At 73.8% G+C, this 16,274-nt stretch carries 17 protein-coding genes; 4 read left to right on the top strand and 13 right to left on the bottom strand.

Annotated elements, in window-relative coordinates; all coding sequences use genetic code 11:
• Positions 1-30 precede the first annotated feature (30 nt).
• Entirely contained in the window at positions 31-1,125 is a 1,095-nt protein-coding gene (locus OF852_RS02205; RefSeq protein ID WP_271120183.1) for an aminotransferase class V-fold PLP-dependent enzyme, read from the bottom strand.
• Between the two features lie 71 nt (positions 1,126-1,196).
• On the opposite strand from OF852_RS02205, the gene OF852_RS02200 reads away from it, so the two are divergent.
• Entirely contained in the window at positions 1,197-2,159 is a 963-nt protein-coding gene (locus OF852_RS02200) for a LysR family transcriptional regulator (protein WP_271120182.1), read from the top strand.
• On the opposite strand, the gene OF852_RS02195 is transcribed toward OF852_RS02200, so the two are convergent.
• From OF852_RS02195 to recO, 7 genes are all read right to left on the bottom strand, one after another.
• On the bottom strand, positions 2,146-3,291 hold the full coding sequence (locus OF852_RS02195) for a cysteine desulfurase family protein (RefSeq protein ID WP_271120181.1): 1,146 nt from the start codon (positions 3,289-3,291) through the stop codon (positions 2,146-2,148). The genes OF852_RS02200 and OF852_RS02195 overlap by 14 nt on opposite strands.
• A complete protein-coding gene (gene nadC, locus OF852_RS02190) occupies positions 3,288-4,145 on the bottom strand; it encodes a carboxylating nicotinate-nucleotide diphosphorylase (protein WP_271120180.1) in 858 nt (285 codons plus the stop codon). The genes OF852_RS02195 and nadC overlap by 4 nt, the downstream gene beginning before the upstream one ends.
• Positions 4,142-5,410: a quinolinate synthase NadA gene (gene nadA / locus OF852_RS02185; RefSeq protein ID WP_271120179.1), complete on the bottom strand. Its 1,269-nt coding sequence runs from the start codon at positions 5,408-5,410 to the stop codon at positions 4,142-4,144. Before nadA ends, nadC begins: the two co-directional genes overlap by 4 nt.
• Complete coding sequence (locus tag OF852_RS02180; protein WP_271120178.1) at positions 5,407-6,102, bottom strand: NUDIX hydrolase; 696 nt, start codon at positions 6,100-6,102, stop codon at positions 5,407-5,409. Before OF852_RS02180 ends, nadA begins: the two co-directional genes overlap by 4 nt.
• A 377-nt stretch (positions 6,103-6,479) precedes the next feature.
• On the bottom strand, positions 6,480-6,719 hold the full coding sequence (locus tag OF852_RS02175; RefSeq protein WP_271120177.1) for a hypothetical protein: 240 nt from the start codon (positions 6,717-6,719) through the stop codon (positions 6,480-6,482).
• A complete protein-coding gene (locus OF852_RS02170) occupies positions 6,716-7,525 on the bottom strand; it encodes an isoprenyl transferase (protein WP_271120176.1) in 810 nt (269 codons plus the stop codon). Before OF852_RS02170 ends, OF852_RS02175 begins: the two co-directional genes overlap by 4 nt.
• Complete coding sequence (recO, locus tag OF852_RS02165) at positions 7,522-8,253, bottom strand: DNA repair protein RecO (protein ID WP_271120175.1); 732 nt, start codon at positions 8,251-8,253, stop codon at positions 7,522-7,524. The genes OF852_RS02170 and recO overlap by 4 nt, the downstream gene beginning before the upstream one ends.
• A 77-nt stretch (positions 8,254-8,330) precedes the next feature.
• Here recO and OF852_RS02160 point away from each other — a divergent pair, with 77 nt between their 5' ends.
• Together OF852_RS02160 and OF852_RS02155 are read left to right on the top strand one after the other, a co-directional pair.
• Complete coding sequence (locus tag OF852_RS02160) at positions 8,331-8,864, top strand: putative glycolipid-binding domain-containing protein (protein WP_271120174.1); 534 nt, start codon at positions 8,331-8,333, stop codon at positions 8,862-8,864.
• Positions 8,861-9,526: a trimeric intracellular cation channel family protein gene (locus tag OF852_RS02155; protein WP_271120173.1), complete on the top strand. Its 666-nt coding sequence runs from the start codon at positions 8,861-8,863 to the stop codon at positions 9,524-9,526. Before OF852_RS02160 ends, OF852_RS02155 begins: the two co-directional genes overlap by 4 nt.
• A 141-nt stretch (positions 9,527-9,667) precedes the next feature.
• Here the strand turns inward: OF852_RS02155 and leuA are convergent, their stop codons facing one another.
• The 5 genes from leuA to OF852_RS02130 all read right to left on the bottom strand — a co-directional run bounded on the left by leuA (position 9,668) and on the right by OF852_RS02130 (position 15,743).
• Entirely contained in the window at positions 9,668-11,434 is a 1,767-nt protein-coding gene (gene leuA, locus OF852_RS02150) for a 2-isopropylmalate synthase (RefSeq protein ID WP_271120172.1), read from the bottom strand.
• Between the two features lie 142 nt (positions 11,435-11,576).
• The gene (locus tag OF852_RS02145; RefSeq protein ID WP_271120171.1) at positions 11,577-12,977 is read right to left on the bottom strand and encodes an ABC transporter permease; all 1,401 of its coding nucleotides are present in this window, start codon (positions 12,975-12,977) and stop codon (positions 11,577-11,579) included.
• Positions 12,974-13,735 carry an ABC transporter ATP-binding protein gene (locus OF852_RS02140; RefSeq protein WP_271120170.1) on the bottom strand — a complete coding sequence of 254 codons (762 nt, stop codon included), beginning with the start codon at positions 13,733-13,735 and terminating at the stop codon, positions 12,974-12,976. Before OF852_RS02140 ends, OF852_RS02145 begins: the two co-directional genes overlap by 4 nt.
• A gap of 161 nt (positions 13,736-13,896) precedes the next feature.
• Positions 13,897-14,562 (bottom strand): response regulator, encoded by a 666-nt coding sequence (locus OF852_RS02135; protein ID WP_271120169.1) that lies wholly within the window; start codon positions 14,560-14,562, stop codon positions 13,897-13,899.
• Entirely contained in the window at positions 14,559-15,743 is a 1,185-nt protein-coding gene (locus OF852_RS02130) for a sensor histidine kinase (protein WP_271120168.1), read from the bottom strand. Before OF852_RS02130 ends, OF852_RS02135 begins: the two co-directional genes overlap by 4 nt.
• 132 nt (positions 15,744-15,875) lie before the next feature.
• On the opposite strand from OF852_RS02130, the gene trxA reads away from it, so the two are divergent.
• On the top strand, positions 15,876-16,259 hold the full coding sequence (gene trxA, locus OF852_RS02125) for a thioredoxin (RefSeq protein WP_271120167.1): 384 nt from the start codon (positions 15,876-15,878) through the stop codon (positions 16,257-16,259).
• The last annotated feature ends 15 nt before the right edge of the window (positions 16,260-16,274 follow it).

The raw sequence follows: 16,274 nt of genomic DNA, 5'->3' as shown, positions 1-16,274 counted from the left end.
CTCGGGTCGGGATCGGGGACCCTCCCGAGCCTAGACCGCGGGGCGGCGAAGGGCGCTGAGCACCTGCTCGACGTCGCGCTCGTCGTTCCAGAGGTGGAAGGAGGCCCGCAGGCGCCCGGCGCGCCCGGATGCCCGGACCCCCGCGGCGACGAGCGCGCGGAGGTCGTCGCCGTCCGCGTCCGGCCAGGTCACGATCGGCTGGTGCTGCTCGGGGATGCCGAGACCGCGGCAGAGGGCGTCGCCGAGCGCGGTCGTACGGCCCTGGACCTCGGCCATGTCGAGTCCGGCGAGGAGCCGGATCGCCGGCTCGGCGCCGACCCACGCCTGCCAGGCCGGCGAGACGTCGAAGCGGCGCGCATCCGCCGAGAGGTGCTGGCGGGGGCCGTAGCAGCTCTGCCAGACCTCGTCGCCCGCGTACCAGCCGGCCTGCACGGGTCGCAGCTCGGCGAGCATCCGCTCGGATCCGGTGAGGAACGCGACCCCGCGGGGCGAGCACAGCCACTTGTAGGCGTGGCAGACGGTCACGTCGAAGCGGTCGGCGTCGACGGGGAGGACGCCCGCGGCCTGCGTCGTGTCGCAGAAGGTGCGGACGTCGTGACGCCCCGCGGCCTCGAGGATCGCGTCGACGTCGGCGATCTCGCCGGTCGCGGACTGCACGAGCGAGAAGACGACGAGGTCGGTGCGGTCGTCGAGATCGTCGGCGAGCCGCTCGAGGCTCGTCTCGCGGAGGCGGATGCCGTGCCCGGGCGCCAGCGCACGCTGCTGGAACGGGAAGACGATCGAGGAGAAGTCGCTGCCGACGACGAGGACCTCGGCGCCGTCGGGCAGGGAGGTCGCCACGAGCGAGGCGAGCACGGAGGTCTGCGAGCCGATCGCGATGCGCTCGACGGGCACGCCGACGAGCCGGCCGTAGTGCTCCCGGGTGCGCGCGATGACCGGGTCGTAGCCCTGCGGATCGCGGTCGGCGCGCGCCCAGGCGGCGAGATCGGCGGTCATGGCCTCGACGGCGCTCGCGGGCGGCAGCCCGATGGAGGCGACGGCGAGGTAGCCGCGCGGGTCGCCGAACTCGCCGATCGCGGCGGCGAGGGACGGCGTCGGGGCGGGGAGCTGGGTCGTCGTCGTCATGCGGACCAGGGTCCTCCCCCACGACCCATCGAACAAGGGCATAGGAGTGATCCTGGCGATAACATGCGCTTATGGATCCGCTGCCCGAGCTCGATCTGCACTCCATCCGCATCGTGCGGGCGATCGCCGAGCACGGCTCCATCAGCGCCGCCGCCCGCGCGCTCGGCTACAGCCAGCCGGCCATCAGCCAGCACCTCCGCCGCGCCGAGACGCGCCTCGGCACGCCCCTCGTCCTCCGCTCCGGCCGGGGCGTCCGCCTCACGGAGCCGGGCCTCGTCCTCGCGCGCCACGCCCACGCGATCGGATCCGCGCTCGACGCGGCGGGCGGCGAGCTCGCCGAGCTCGTCGGCCTCCGCGCCGGCTCCGTGCGCATCGCCGCGTTCCCGACGGCCTCCTCGACCCTCGTCCCGCGGCTCCTCCGCGAGCTCCGGGCGCGGCATCCGCGACTCCGCGTCGGCTACGTCGAGGCGGAGCCGCCCGAGGCGCTCGGGATGCTGCGCGACGCCGCCGTCGACCTCGCGATCACCTTCGCCTACCCGGGTGACCGCGCCGACCCGCACCGCGAGGCGGAGTCCATGCTCACCACGACCCGGCTCTCGGCCGAGCCGGTCGTCCTCGCGCTGCCGGCCTCGCATCCCCTCGCCCGGGACGGCGGTCCCGTCTCGCTCACCCGACTCGGCGACGAGCGCTGGATCGCGGGGTGCCCGCTGTGCCGCGGTCACCTCCTCGCCGCCTGCGAGGCGGTCGGCGTGGAGCCCGACATCCACCTCGAGACCGACAACGCGATCGCGGTCCTCAACCTCGTCGCGGCCGGTCTCGGCGTCGCGCTCCTCCCCCGGCTCGCGCTCGCGACGGCGCCCGTGCCCGAGGGCGCGGCGATCCGCGCGACGAGCCCCTCGAGCGATCGGAGCATCCGCGTCGTGACGCAGACGGGTGCAGACCGGGTCCCCAGCATCCAGGCCGCCCTCGCCGCGATCCGGGCGCTCGACACCCGGGAGCTCGGGCTCGAGAGCGCGAGCGTCAGCGCGGGCTGACCCGCGCGACCGCCTCGGCGAGCTCGCGCGCGAGCCGGACGCCGAGGGCGGCATCCGCGGCGCGTCCGAGCGTCAGGCGGATCGACGATCTCGCCTCGTCGTCGTCGAGGCCGATCGCGAGGAGCGCCGGCGAGGGCTCGTCGCGCCCCGCGGCGCAGGCGGATCCGCTCGAGGCCACGACGCCGGCGCGCTCCAGCTCGAGCAGCACCGCCTCGCCCGAGACCCCGGGGACCACGAACGAGGCGTGGTCGGGCAGGCGCCGCTCGGGATGACCGGTGAGCCGCGCCGCCGGGAGCGCCACGCGGACCCCGCCGACGAGCGCGTCGCGTGCCGCGCGCACCGAGGGCTCGCGGGACGCGCGCTCCCGCCCCGCGAGCTGCAGCGCCGCCGCCATCGCCACCGCACCCGCGACCGACTCGGTGCCGGATCGGCGCCCCCGCTCCTGACCGCCCCCGTGGACGAGCGGCTCGAGCGGCACCGCCTGGCGGATCGCGAGCACGCCCACGCCCGCGGGCGCGCCCAGCTTGTGCCCCGACACGCTCAGCGCATCGGCGCCGAGCGCGCCCGGATCGCGCAGCCGCGGGCCGAGCCAGCCCGCCGACTGCACGGCATCCGAGTGGAGGGGCACGCCCGCCGCGCGCGCCGCCCGCGCGATCTCCGCCATCGGCTGCACCGTGCCGAGCTCGTTGCTGGCGTGGTGCACGCTCACGAGCGCCGTGTCGGGACGCAGCGCCGCCGCGAGCTCGCCCGCGTCCACGAGGCCGTCCGAGTCGAGCCCGAGGACCGTGACCTCGGCGCCATGGTGCCGGACCAGGTAGTCGGCGGAGGCCAGCACCGCCTCGTGCTCCCCCGCCGTCGTCACGACATGCCGACCGCGAGACGAGGCCAGGACGATGCCCTTCACGGCGAGGTTGTCGGCCTCGGTTCCGCCCGACGTCAGCACGATCTCGGCGGCTCGGGCGCCCAGCTCCACGGCGATCGCCGCGCGCGCCTCCTCGAGGAGCGCCGCCGCCGCGAGGCCCGGCTCGTGCACGCTCGACGGGTTCGCGGCCAGCTGCGCCAGCACGGGCCACATCGCCTCCAGCACCTCGCGTCGCGGCGGCGAGGTGGCCGCGTGGTCGGCGTAGATCACGCGACGCGGATGTCGAGGCCGAGGTCGAGGGCGGGCGCGCTGTGCGTGAGCGCGCCGACCGAGATGACGTCGACGCCCGTCGCCGCGATCTCGGCGACCGTGTCGAGCGAGACCCCGCCGCTCGCCTCCACGAGCGCGCGGCCCGCCACGAGACGGACGCCCTCGCGCAGGGCGTCCGGCGCGAGGTTGTCGAGCATGATCGAGTCGACCCCCGCCGCGACGACCGGCTCGATCTGCTCGAGGCGGTCCACCTCGACCTCGAGATGCGTCGTGTGCCCGATCGCGGCGCGCGCGGCGCGGATCGCGTCGCCGACCGCGACCCCGGCGGCCTCGAGCACCGCGAGATGGTTGTCCTTCGCCATCACCGCATCCGAGAGCGTGGCGCGATGATTGCCGCCCCCGCCGTCCCGCACCGCCTGCCGCTCGAGGACGCGGAGCCCGGGCGTCGTCTTCCGCGTGTCCACGATGCGCGCCCCCGTCCCCTCGACGGCCGCGACATAGCGCGCCGTCAGCGTCGCCACGCCCGACATCCGCTGCGCGAGATTGAGCGCCACCCGCTCGGCGCGCAGCACGGCGCGCGCGGGGCCCTCGACGCGCGCCAGCACCGCGCCCGTCTCGAACCGCGCGCCGTCCGCGACGAGCTGCTCGCCGGCGATCCCGGCATCCACGAGCTCGAACACCCGCAGCGCCACCGCGATGCCGCTCGCCGTGCCCGGCACGCGCGCCCGCAGCTCGGCCGTCGCCCACGCCGCGTCCGGCACGAGCACCTCGCTCGTGAGGTCGCCCCACGGCGCGTCCTCGAGGAGGGCCGCGCGGATGATCGCGTCCACCTGCTCCCGCGGCGCCGGCCTCACGACGCGGGCCTCGCGGCGAGCATGCGGTCGAGCGCGACCCGGGCGCCCGCCGCCACCTCGTCCGGCACCCGCACCACGTTCGGCGCGCGACCCGCGACCAGCTCCTCGAGCACCCACGCCAGATAGCCGGGATGGATGCGGTACATGGTCGAGCAGGGGCAGATCACGGGGTCGAGGCAGAAGATCGTGTGCCGCGGGTGCTGCGCCTGCAGCCGGTTCACCATGTTCACCTCGGTGCCGATCGCGAAGGTCGTCGGCTCCGTCGCCTCCTCAACCATCCGCCGGATCAGGTCGGTCGAGCCGGCCGCATCCGCCGCATCCACGACCGCCTCGGGGCACTCCGGGTGCACCACGACGCGCACCCCGGGATGCTCTGCCCGGGCGCGCTCGATCTGCTCGACCGTGAAGCGGCGGTGCACGCTGCAGAATCCGTGCCACAGGATCACACGGGACTCGCGCAGTGTCGTCGCGTCGCTGCCGCCGAGCGGCTTCCGCGGATCCCACAGCGGCATCCGGGAGGTCGGGACGCCCATGGCCTTCGCGGTGTTGCGGCCCAGGTGCTGATCCGGGAAGAACAGCACCCGGCGGCCGCGCTGGAAGGCCTCCTCGAGCACCGTGCGCGCATTCGACGAGGTGCAGACGACCCCGCCGTGGCGACCGCAGAAGTCCTTCAGGTCGGCGGCCGAGTTCATGTAGGTGACCGGGACCACCGGGGCCAGGCCGTCATCCCCGGGCTCCTCGCCGAGCGCGTCCAGCAGCTGCTCCCAGCAGGCCTCGACCGAATCGATGTCCGCCATGTCCGCCATCGAGCAGCCCGCCGCGAGATTCGGCAGGATCACGCGCTGCTCCGGGCGGGCCAGGATGTCGGCCGTCTCCGCCATGAAATGCACGCCGCAGAACACGATCGTCTCCGCGTCCGGCACCGTCTGCGCCGCGTTCGCGAGCTGGAAGGAGTCGCCCACGAAGTCCGCGTGGCGCACCACCTCGTCGCGCTGGTAGAAGTGGCCCAGCACGACGACACGGGAGCCGAGCTCGGCCTTCGCGGCGCGGATGCGCGCGTCGAGCTCCTCGTCCGACGCCGTGCGGTACGCCTCCGGCAGGGCGCCCTGCCGAGGCGCACCCACCGGGATGACGTCGCCCATCGAGGAGCCGGGCCCGTAGCCGGCCACCCGGTCGAACTCCCAGGGGCCGCGCGCGAGGTCCGGCGCGCAGCTCTCGCCGCCGGACTCGGGCAGGCGCTGGATCAGGGCGTCGATGCTCGTCATCGGCTCTCCTCCGTGTCGTCGAGGGGGCCGTTGTCGGCGAGCCGCACCTCCGTGTCGTAGCGGTACAGGCGCGGCGGGCGGTGCGCGCCGCCCGTCAGCCGCTCGCCCGTCGGGACGAGGGCCGGCGAGGACTCGACGTGCCGCCGGAAGTTCGCCGGATCCAGGACGACCCCGCGCACCGCCTCGTGCACTCGGCGCAGCTCGCTGATCGTGAAGGTCTCGCCGAGCAGCGCGTGGGCGATGCGGCTGTACTCCATCTTCGTCCGGAGCCGCCAGAGCGCGTACTCGACGATGCGGGCATGGTCGAAGGCCAGCTGCGGCAGCTCCTCGGCCGGGAACCACGCGACGTTCTCCCCCTCGGGCACCGCCTCCGCCTCCTCGGCGCGCACGAGCGCCCAGTAGACGACGCTCACCACGCGCCCCGTCGGCGAGCGGTCGACCGCGCCGAGCGTGTAGAGCTGCTCGAGATAGGCGGGCTCGAGGCCCGTCGTCTCGGCGAGGGTGCGGCGCGCGGAGGCCGCGAGTCCCTCCCGGGCATCGGCCCAGCCGCCGGGGAGCGCCCAACCGCCCTCGAACGGCGCGCGGGTGCGGCGCACGAGCGGCACGCGGATGCTGGGCCGGCCCGTCCCGGCCTCCGGCTGCAGCGCGAAGATCACGGTCGAGACCGCGAGCTCGATCGCCCCTTCGCCCATCCGCACTCCTCAGCGCTCACGACTTCGGGTCATCCCGACCCGAACGGATTCTAGCAGTTCGGGTCACCCCCACTCGAACCTCCCGGCGCCCCGCGCCGTCCGCCCCGCCCCACCCCGCCCGTCGGAAATTCAGGACTCGAGACCGCGGCCGCCGAAGCCCTCGCAACGGCGCGGCGAGACGCCGCCTCGAGTCCTGAGTTTCCGACGCCGGGCACGCCACCCGGTCGCCGCGGTCGGAAACTCAGGAGTCCGCGCCGGCGGTCAGGGGCGGCGTCGCGCCGCCACGGCGAGACCGCAGGGAGAGTCCTGAGTTTCCGACCGGGGGCGGCCGAGTGGGACGCGCCGCGGATGGGCGCCGACCTCGGTCGGTCGCGCGCTCAGCGCTCCTCGTCGCGGAGCTCCCAGGGCAGGTCGTCGGCGTCGGCCGCGCCCTCGACCCACGGCTCGCCGCCGTCCGGCGCATCGACCGGCGTCGGGGTCGCCGGATCCCAGAGCGGCAGCGTCGGCCCGCGGCGGCCGCCGGGGCCGTTCACACGCGAGCGGATGCGGCGGAAGATGCCGCCGCCCGCCCCGTCCTCCGGGTCCGGCGTCGCGGTGCCCGCAGCAGAGCCGCTCACGACACCGCCCCCGGCGCGTCGATCGCGCCGCCGAAGCGACGACTGCGCGAGGCGTAGATGCGGATCGCCTCCCAGAGCTGCTCGCGCGTGAAGTCCGGCCAGAGGGTGTCGAGGAAGACCATCTCGGCGTACGCGGACTGCCAGAGGAGGAAGTTGCTCGTGCGCTGCTCGCCCGAGCTCCGCACGAACAAGTCGACGTCGGGCAGGTCGGCCGTGTACAGGTGCCGTTGGATGGTCTTCTCGCTGATCCGATCCGGCCGGATCCGGCCGGCCGCGGCATCCGCCGCGATCCGGCGCACCGCATCCTGGATCTCGGTGCGGCCGCCGTAGTTGACGCACATGGTGAGGGTCAGCTTCGAGTTGCCGGCGGTGAGATCCTGCGCGTACTCGAGCTCGTCGACCACCGAGCGCCAGAGCCTCGGCCGGCGTCCGGCCCACCTGACCCGGACTCCCCATTCGTTGAGCTGATCCCGGCGCCGATGCAGCACATCCCGGTTGAAGCCCATGAGGAAGCGGACCTCTTCGGGACTCCGGCTCCAGTTCTCGGTCGAGAAGGCGTAGACGCTGAGGTGCTTCACGCCGATCTGCAGGGCGCCCGCCACGACGTCGAGGAGGGACGCCTCCCCCGCCTTGTGCCCCTCGACGCGCGACAGCCCCTTGCGATTGGCCCAGCGGCCGTTGCCGTCCATGACGAGCGCGACATGCGCCGGCACGGCGGCCGCGGGCAGCGCCGGCGGGGCCAGACCCGTCCAGTCGATGGGACGGAACGGGACCGCATCCTTGTGGGTCTTCGGGACGGGGCTCATGCGGGGGTCCGATCGACGTGCTCCAGCGAGCGCAGCGCGCGCTCCATGTGGAACTGGGTGTACGCGGCGACGATGCCGCTCGCCTGCGCGCGGGTGCGATCCTCGGCGCCGTCGACCGTCTCCCAGTCGCCCGTGAGGAGGGCGGCCAGATGGTCGAGCGTCGCCGCGTCGAGGCGCGGCGATCCCGGCGGCGCGACGGCGTCGCTCACCACCCCGCCGAGCTGCACGACGAAGGTGCGGTGCGGTCCGGGCGCCCCCGTCACGGCGCAGTCGCGGAAGCTCGGGGCCCAGCCGGCGATCGAGAGCGCGCGGAGCAGGTAGGAGTCGAGGGTCAGTCCCGCCTCGTGCTCGCCCCGTGCCAGAGAGCGGAGCGCACCGACCAGCAGCAGGTAGTGCTGGAGCCCCGCCTCGTGCTCGGTGAGCTTGTCGGCGGTCTCGGCCATGGCCGTCGCGGCGGTGTAGCGGCCGTAGTCGAGCGCGATCTCCGCGCCGTAGGCGCCGATGGACTCCGCCTGCTGCACGATGTCGAGGCTCCGGCCGATGTAGAACTGCGCGTCCACCACCATGAAGGGCTCGAGCCGCGAGCCGAAACGCGATCCGGTGCGGCGAACGCCCTTCGCGACCGCGCGGATCTTGCCGTGCTGCCGGCTCAGGAGGGTGACGATGCGGTCGGCCTCGCCGAGCTTGTGCGTCCGCAGCACGACGGCGTCGTCACGGTAGGTAGGCACCCGCTCATTATCCGCCGCGTCCCTGACAGGACGCGGCCGACAGGCCGCCCGGTAGCCTGCCTGCAGGAGGTGGCGGGATGCTCGAGGCGAGCTGGCGGGACGAGGAGACAGGCGCGGTCGAGCGGCTGCGTGTGACGACGGGGCTCGAGGTGCGCGCGAGCTCCGTCATCCAGGGCGGCGAGGGCGCGATCCGCTACGAGCTCGTGCTCGGTGCCGACTGGACGACGCGCTCGCTCGAGCTCGAGTCGACCGCGGGCGGCACCCTCCACGTGTCCTCCGACGGCCAGGGCGGCTGGGAGGTCGACGGCCAGACGCGACCCGACCTCGCCGAGGCCGTCGATCTCGACCTCGCGGCCACCCCGTTCACGAACACCCTCCCCATCCAGCGGCTGGGCGGCGCACTCGCCGAGGGCGAGCAGCTCGAGCTGGTGGTCGCGTGGGTCGACCCCTCCTCGCTGGAGCTGCACCCCGATCGCCAGGTCTACACGCGGCTCGGCCCGCAGCGCTGGCGCTTCGCCTCGCCGGACTCCGGGTTCGAGCGCGATCTCGAGGTCGACGAGCACGGGCTGGTCCTCGACTACCCGGGTCTCTTCACGAGGATCGGCGGGTGACCGAGGCGCTCTTCACCATCCCGCTCTGGGCCGATCTCACCGCGATCGGCATCGGCAGCCTCCAGGGCGCGCTCTTCGCGGCCGGATTCCGCGACCGGCGCCTCGACCTGCTCGGCGTCGCGATCATCGGCATCGCGACGGGATTCGGCGGCGGCATCGTGCGCGACGTCCTCCTCGCGCAGACCCCGGCGGCGCTGCAGAGCAACTGGCACCTGCTCGTCGCGACCGGCGCGGCGCTCCTGGGCATGCTGCTCGAGCGGCTCTTCCACCGACTGCGCCATGTGATCACGGTGCTCGATGCGCTGACGCTCGGCCTGTTCGGCGCGATCGGGACCTCGAAGGCGCTCGCGCTCGGCCTGCCACCGGTCCCCGCCGTGTTCCTGGGGGCGATCACGGCCGTCGGCGGCTCGATCCTCCGCGACCTGCTGCTCAACCTCCCGATCGCGCTCATGCACGTCGGCTCGCTGTACGCGGTCGCCGCGGTCGCCGGGGCCGGTGTGCTCGTCGCCGGGTCGGCCGCGGGTCTCCCGATCGTCGTCGCGGCGGTGCTCTGCGTCGTCGTGACGGTCGTGATCCGCATCCTCGCGGTGCTGTTCCGCTGGTCGCTGCCCGAGCAGCGCAGCATCGCGTGGCGCGTCAGCTGGCGGCGCCGCGGCGCCTGAGCCGCGCCGCCCCGTCGGAAACTCAGGACTCGCGCTCCCGATCGCGCGAGCGCGCCGTGCACGGCCGTGCACGGCGCGCTCGAGTCCTGAGTTTCCGACGGGGACCGACGGGATGGGGCGCCCGCGCGGGACGGGGCGGGGTCAGACGCCCGCGAGCTCGGCGACCGCGCGGCCCGCGTCGAGGCGGATCGCGCGGTTCACGGCCGAGACGACCGCCTTGAGGGAGGCCGTGGAGATGTCCGCGTCGATGCCCACCCCCCACAGGGTGCGGCCGTCGACCTCGAGCAGCACGTACGCGGCGGCGGAGGCGTCACCGGAGGCGGAGAGCGTGTGCTCCACGTAGTCGAAGAGCTGCACCCGGTGCCCCTCGCCGGCCATGATCTCGAGGAAGGCCGCGATGGGGCCGCTGCCGACGCCCTGCGCCTCCTCGACCTCGTCGCCGACGCGCAGCCGGATGTCGAGGGTCGTCGAGCCGGACATGTCGGAGGCGGTGCGCGTCGAGACGAGCTCGAAGCGACCCCACTTCGCGTCGGAGGCCTGCGCCGGCAGGTACTCGTCCTGGAACACCGTCCAGATCTGCTCGCTCGTGACCTCGCCGCCCTCCGCGTCGGTCTTCGCCTGCACGACCTGGCTGAACTCGATCTGCAGCTTGCGCGGCAGGTCGAGGGCGTGGTCGGTCTTGAGCAGGTACGCGACGCCGCCCTTGCCGGACTGCGAGTTCACCCGCACGACCGCCTCGTAGCCGCGCCCCAGGTCCTTCGGGTCGACGGGCAGATACGGCACGGCCCACTCGGCCTGCGCGACGGGGATGCCGGAGGCCGCGGCCTTCGCGTCCATCGCCTCGAAGCCCTTCTTGATGGCGTCCTGATGGCTGCCGCTGAAGGCCGTGTACACGAGGTCGCCCGCCCAGGGGCTGCGCTCGTGGACCGCGAGCTGGTTGCAGTACTCGGCCGTGCGCTTGATGTGGTCGAGGTCGCTGAAGTCGATCTGCGGATCGATGCCCTGCGTGAACAGGTTGATGCCGAGCGCGACGAGGTCGACGTTGCCGGTGCGCTCGCCGTTGCCGAAGAGGCAGCCCTCGATGCGGTCGGCGCCGGCCAGGTAGCCGAGCTCGGCCGCGGCGATCGCGGTGCCGCGGTCGTTGTGCGGGTGGAGCGACAGGATCACGTTCTCGCGGTGGGCGAGGTGGCGCGACATCCACTCGATGGAGTCGGCGTACACGTTCGGGCTCGCCATCTCGACGGTCGCGGGCAGGTTGATGATGACCTTGCGCTCGGGCGTCGGCTCGAGGATCTCGAGCACCTGGTTGCAGACGTCGACCGCGAACTCGAGCTCGGTGCCCGTGTAGCTCTCGGGCGAGTACTCGTAGTAAACGGCTGTCTCGGGGATCGTCTGCTCGTACTGCCGGCAGAGACGCGCTCCGCCCAGCGCGATGTCGATGATGCCCTGGCGGTCGGTGCGGAACACGACCTCCCGCTGGACGATGCTCGTCGAGTTGTAGAGGTGCACGATCGCCTGGCGTGCGCCCCTGATCGCCTCGTAGGTGCGGGCGATGAGGTGCTCGCGCGCCTGCGTCAGCACCTGGATGGTGACGTCCTCGGGGATGAGGTCCTGCTCGATGAGCTCGCGCACGAAGTCGAAGTCGGTCTGGCTGGCCGAGGGGAACCCGACCTCGATCTGCTTGTAGCCCATCTTGACGAGCAGCTCGAACATGACGCGCTTGCGCTCGGGGCTCATGGGATCGATGAGGGCCTGGTTGCCGTCGCGCAGGTCGACGGCGCACCAGATGGGCGCCTGCTCGATGCGGCGGGCGGGCCAGGTCCGATCCGGCAGCTCGACGGCGATCTGCTCGTGGTACGGACGGTAGCGGTGGACGGGCATGCCCGAGGCCTGCTGGGTGTTCTTCATGGTTCGCTTCTCCTGGTCGGGGTTGCGGCCGCGACGGACTCCGCGACGAGGAGGGCCAGAGAGCTAGGCCTCGTCGCGGCAGCTAAGGAGAAGGCGGCCGAAGAGCACGGACCCAGGGTAGCACCGCGCCGGGCCCGCGCCCCTACTGGACCGCGAGCGCGGTGACCGGCGAGACCCGCGTCGCGCGCCGTGCGGGTGCCGCGGAGGCGATCCAGGTGAGCAGGACGGCGCTCCCGACGACGACCCCGACGACGATCCACGGGATGCCCGGCACGACGATGCCGGGGCTCCCCTGGATCGAGCCGAGCAGGGACTGCGCCCCCGCCCAGCCGTAGCCCGCGCCGAGCAGCAGCCCGACGGCGAGGGCCGCGACCGTGAGCTGGCCGGCCTCGGCGCGCACCATGTTCCGCAGCTGGCGGGCACTGAAGCCGAGGGCACGCAGCAGCCCGAGCTCGCGGGTGCGCTGCAGGACGCTGAGGGAGAGGTTGTTGACGAGCCCGACGGCGGCGATGAGGGCGCTGAAGCCGACGAGGCTGGAGAAGACGAGCGTGACGGTCGCGAGGATCTCGTCGGTGCCCTGATAGACGTCGGGCTGCTCGGCGCGGGCGGCCGCGATGATGTTCTCGAAGCTCGCGATCGCGACGCCGAACATGGTGACGAGCGTGACGCCGATGACGACGCCGATCGTGGTGCGCGCGCTGCGCTCGGGGTAGCGGAGGGCGTTCTCGGCGGCCAGTCGCGCGGCGGGACCGCGGCCGAGCAGGCGCCCGACGAGGCGGAGCGCGGGCGGCATGACGAGGTGCGCGCCGAGCACGAGGCCGGAGAAGGACAGGATGCCGCCGACGACGCCGATGAGGACGCCGAGCGGGTTCACGAGGCCGACGAGCACGCCCGCGGCGAGCAGCAGCGTGCCCAGCGCGAAGAGCGCGATCGCGACCCGGTTCCGCACGGGCCGCTGCACGGCCTCCTCGCGGCTCAGCTCCTGCGCGCCGCCGAGCGCCTGGAGCGGCGTGACGGAGAGGACGCGGCGCGAGCCGATCCAGGAGGCGAGCCAGGTCGTGAGCACGACGGCCGCGACGGGCACGAGGACGACGGGGTCGATCCACGAGTACGAGATCTCGGGCAGCCACCCGGCGCCGCGCGCGAGACCCGCGAGCCCGAGCGCCGCGAGCGTGCCGACGACCGCGCCGAGGAGCCCGCCGACGATGCCGACGGCGAGCCCCTCGCGGGCGACGGCCCGGCGCTGGGCGACGGCGCTCGCGCCGATGAGCCGGAGGAGCGCGATGGTCCGCGCGCGGCCGGCGACGATCGTCGCGAAGGTGTTCGCGGTGACGATCGCGCCGACGTAGACCGCGATCGCGACGAACACGAGGGCGACGATGCTCAGCATGACGCCCACCATGTCGCTGCCGCCGGTGCCGGGGGCGGCGCGGATCGCCGCCGCGAGCAGCCCGGTGATCTGCAGGAGCGCGACGCCGAAGGCGCTCGAGAGCGCCGCGACGAGGATGCTGGGCGCGTGCTCGCGCCGGTCCACGGCCCTCATGCCGCGCCCTCCATCTGGAGCATCGCCGTCGAGATCGCCTCGGGGGTCATGCCCGCGCGCTCCTCGACGAGTCGGCCGTCGGCGAGGAAGAGGATGCGGTCCGCGTAGCTCGCCGCGATGGGGTCGTGCGTGACCATCGCGATGCTCTGGCCGTAGTCGCGGCTCGCGGTGGCGAGGAGCCCGAGGACCTCGCGGCCGGTGCGCGAGTCGAGGTTGCCGGTGGGCTCGTCGGCGAAGACGAGGTCGGGCCGGCTGGCGAGCGCGCGCGCGATCGCGACGCGCTGCTGCTGGCCCCCCGAGAGCTCGTGCGGCCGGTGCCGCAGGCGGCCGCCGAGGCCGAGTGCCGTCTCGAGCTCGTCGATCCAGGCGCGCTCGGTCGCGGTCGGGCGGCGGCCGTCGAGCTCGAAGGGCAGCAGGATGTTGCCCTCGATGTCGAGGGTCGGCACGAGGTTGAAGGACTGGAACACGAAGCCGACCCGGCGTCGGCGCAGGAGCGTGAGCTGGGCGTCCCGCATCCCGGTGATCTCCGCGTCGCCGAGCCAGACGCGGCCGGAGCTCGCGCTGTCGAGGCCGGCCATGATGTGCATGAGCGTCGACTTGCCGGAGCCGGAGGGGCCCATGATGGCGGTGAACTCGCCGCGGCGGATGCCCAGGGTGACATCGTCGAGCGCCGAGACGGGCGAACCGTGGCTCCCGTAGGTCTTGGCGAGGTGCTGGACGCGGGCGACGAGCCCCAGGTCCGTGGTCGTGATCTCCATGTCCTCGACGCTACGGACGCGGTTCCGCCGCCGGATCCGGCTCCGGTCGCGAGCTCCTCATCCTCGGGGATGATCTCCGCATCCGCCGATCGGATCGCGCGGATCGCCGGGTCGCGGAGGGCGCCCGCCGGAGCCGAGCCGCGGCGCGGCGTGCCGCCGGCTCAGTCCACGAGCCGGTGCTCGAAGGCGTAGACGACGAGCTGCACGCGGTCGCGGAGTCCGAGCTTCGCGAGCACGCGGCTGATGTGGGTCTTGACGGTCGCCTCGCTGACGTACTCGCTCGCGGCGATCTCGCTGTTGCTGAGCCCGCGCGCCGCGAGGAGGAAGATGTCGCGCTCGCGCGCCGTGAGCTCCTCGAAGGCCGCGGGGACCGGCTCGCGCTGGGCGCGCGAGTCGAAGTGCTCGAAGAGCTCGCGCGTCGCGGAGGCGGCGATCACCGCGGTCCCCGCGTGGACGGTGCGGATCGCGGCGAGCAGGAACTCGGGGTCGGCATCCTTGAGCAGGAATCCGGACGCCCCGGCCCGGATGGCTCGGGTCGCGGCCTCGTCGAGGTCGAAGGTCGTGAGCACGATCACCCGCGGTCCGTCGCCGCCCGGCTCGATGCGCTCGAGGATCCGACCCGTCGCCTCGATGCCGTCCATGACCGGCATCCGGATGTCCATGAGGATGACGTCGGGCCGCTGCTCCGCCGCGAGCCGCACGCCCTCGACGCCGTCGCCGGCCTCCCCGACGAACTCGAGGTCGTCCTGCGAGGAGACGAGCATGCGGATCCCGGCGCGGAAGAGCGCCTGGTCGTCGACGAGCGCGACGCGGATGGGCTCGGTCATGGCTGGGCGGTCCTCTCTGCGGCGCGCTCGCCGGAGGGCAGCCAGGCGCGGACGGTGTAGCGATCATCGGTGCGGACCGCATCCAGCCGCCCGCCGACGATGAGGGCGCGCTCGGTCATGCCGGCGACCCCGTGCCCGGTGCCCGGGATGGGCCCGGAGCGGGGCGCGCCGACCGCGTTCGAGATCGAGAGGTGCAGACCGCCGGGCGCCCAGTCGAAGCGGATGAGCACCGGCTCGGCCGTGTCGCCGTGCCGCAGCGCGTTGGTGAGCGCCTCCTGCACGATCCGGTACACGGCGAGCTGCGGCGAGGTGCCGAGGGGATGCGGTTCGCCGCTTCGCTCCTCGCGCACGTCGAGGCCCGCGGCGCGCAGCTGCGCGTAGAGGCGCTCGAGGTCGGCGATGACGGGCTGGGGGGCGCTGCCCTGGCTGTGGCGGAGCTGGCCGAGCAGCACCCGGACGTCGGCGAGAGCCTCGCGGGCGGTCGAGCCGATCGTGTCGAGCGCGCCGTCGAGCGCCGCCGGGTCCTTGCCCTTGAGATACCGGGCGCCGTCCGCCTGGGCGATGACGACCGCCAGCGAGTGCGCGACGACGTCGTGCATGTCGCGCGCGATCCTGGTCCGCTCCTGCTCGGCCACGACCTCCCGCTCGGCGTCCTCGCGGGCTGCCGCGCTCGCCCGCGCGACCTGCCAGGTGCCGACCAGCAGGCCGGCCGTCCAGCAGAGCAGGAACCCGGCGAGGGCCGCGCCGAAGAGGAAGGCGCCGAGGGTGACGCGCTGGAGGAGGATGCTGCCGCCGCCCCCGCCCAGGTACTCGATCACGGCGGGCACGAGCACCACGTAGGCGGCGATGAAGGCGGCCGCGACGAAGGCCGAGGCGAAGCCGAGCCAGCGCACGAGTCTGGAGCCGTGCCGCGCGGTCGCGTAGAGCACGCCGAGCACGAGGAGGTTGATCGGGTTCGGGTCGAGCTGCGCGGCCATGTGCAGCAGGGATGCCGCCCAGGCGATCGCGAGTCCGATCCCCGGCTGGAGCCGCCGGAAGAACACGGCCGCGCTGTAGAGCACGAGCACGAGCAGCCCCGGGACGATCCCCAGGACGAGCACCCACACGAGGAACGCCAGGAAGACGACGCCCGCGATGACGGCGTCGGCCACCAGCTGGCGGGTCGTGAGGGCGCGGAGCATGCCTCTACCGTAGGACGGCCGACGCGCGACCGACGGCCCCCGGCGCGGGATCTCCCCCGTGCGGCACATCGGATTCATCCGCGGGGATGACCCCGTCCGGCGCACGGCGCGCGTGCCGCCTAGGCTGTCCGGATGTCGACCGTCGATCTCACCGAGCAGGACTTCGAGCAGGCCATCACCGGCGAGGGCATCGTCCTCGTCGACTTCTGGGCCGAGTGGTGCGGGCCCTGCAAGGCCTTCGCCCCGATCTACGAGAGCGCCTCGGAGGACCACGAGGACGTCGTCTTCGCCAAGGTCGACACCGAGGCGCAGCCCGGGCTCTCGGCCGCGGCCGACATCCAGGCGATCCCGACGCTCATGGTCTTCCGCGACGGCATCGGCCTCTTCAAGCAGGCCGGCGCGCTCCCGCGCCCGGCGCTCGAGGAGATCCTGCAGCAGGTCCGCGCGCTCGACATGGACGACGTCCGCGCGAAGATCGCGACGCAGCAGCAGGCCGCGGAGTCCGCGGGCGCCTGAGCCGCCGCGGGGTGC

It is taken from the genome of Homoserinibacter sp. YIM 151385 (genome assembly GCF_027912415.1).
Classification (GTDB): domain Bacteria; phylum Actinomycetota; class Actinomycetes; order Actinomycetales; family Microbacteriaceae; genus Schumannella.
The sequence above is the reverse complement of the archived record's forward strand: the minus strand, read 5'-3'. Positions and strand labels throughout refer to the sequence as shown.

Bases quoted from the DNA above. Each gene is read 5' to 3' on its own strand.
- OF852_RS02205 (WP_271120183.1), bottom strand. From the start codon at position 1,125: ATGACGACGACGACCCAGCTCCCCGCCCCGACGCCGTCCCTCGCCGCC.
- OF852_RS02200 (WP_271120182.1), top strand. From the start codon at position 1,197: ATGGATCCGCTGCCCGAGCTCGATCTGCACTCCATCCGCATCGTGCGG.
- nadA (WP_271120179.1), bottom strand. From the start codon at position 5,410: ATGACGAGCATCGACGCCCTGATCCAGCGCCTGCCCGAGTCCGGCGGC.
- OF852_RS02180 (WP_271120178.1), bottom strand. From the start codon at position 6,102: ATGGGCGAAGGGGCGATCGAGCTCGCGGTCTCGACCGTGATCTTCGCG.
- OF852_RS02170 (WP_271120176.1), bottom strand. From the start codon at position 7,525: ATGAGCCCCGTCCCGAAGACCCACAAGGATGCGGTCCCGTTCCGTCCC.
- OF852_RS02160 (WP_271120174.1), top strand. From the start codon at position 8,331: ATGCTCGAGGCGAGCTGGCGGGACGAGGAGACAGGCGCGGTCGAGCGG.
- leuA (WP_271120172.1), bottom strand. From the start codon at position 11,434: ATGAAGAACACCCAGCAGGCCTCGGGCATGCCCGTCCACCGCTACCGT.
- OF852_RS02145 (WP_271120171.1), bottom strand. From the start codon at position 12,977: ATGAGGGCCGTGGACCGGCGCGAGCACGCGCCCAGCATCCTCGTCGCG.
- OF852_RS02140 (WP_271120170.1), bottom strand. From the start codon at position 13,735: ATGGAGATCACGACCACGGACCTGGGGCTCGTCGCCCGCGTCCAGCAC.
- OF852_RS02135 (WP_271120169.1), bottom strand. From the start codon at position 14,562: ATGACCGAGCCCATCCGCGTCGCGCTCGTCGACGACCAGGCGCTCTTC.
- OF852_RS02130 (WP_271120168.1), bottom strand. From the start codon at position 15,743: ATGCTCCGCGCCCTCACGACCCGCCAGCTGGTGGCCGACGCCGTCATC.
- trxA (WP_271120167.1), top strand. From the start codon at position 15,876: ATGTCGACCGTCGATCTCACCGAGCAGGACTTCGAGCAGGCCATCACC.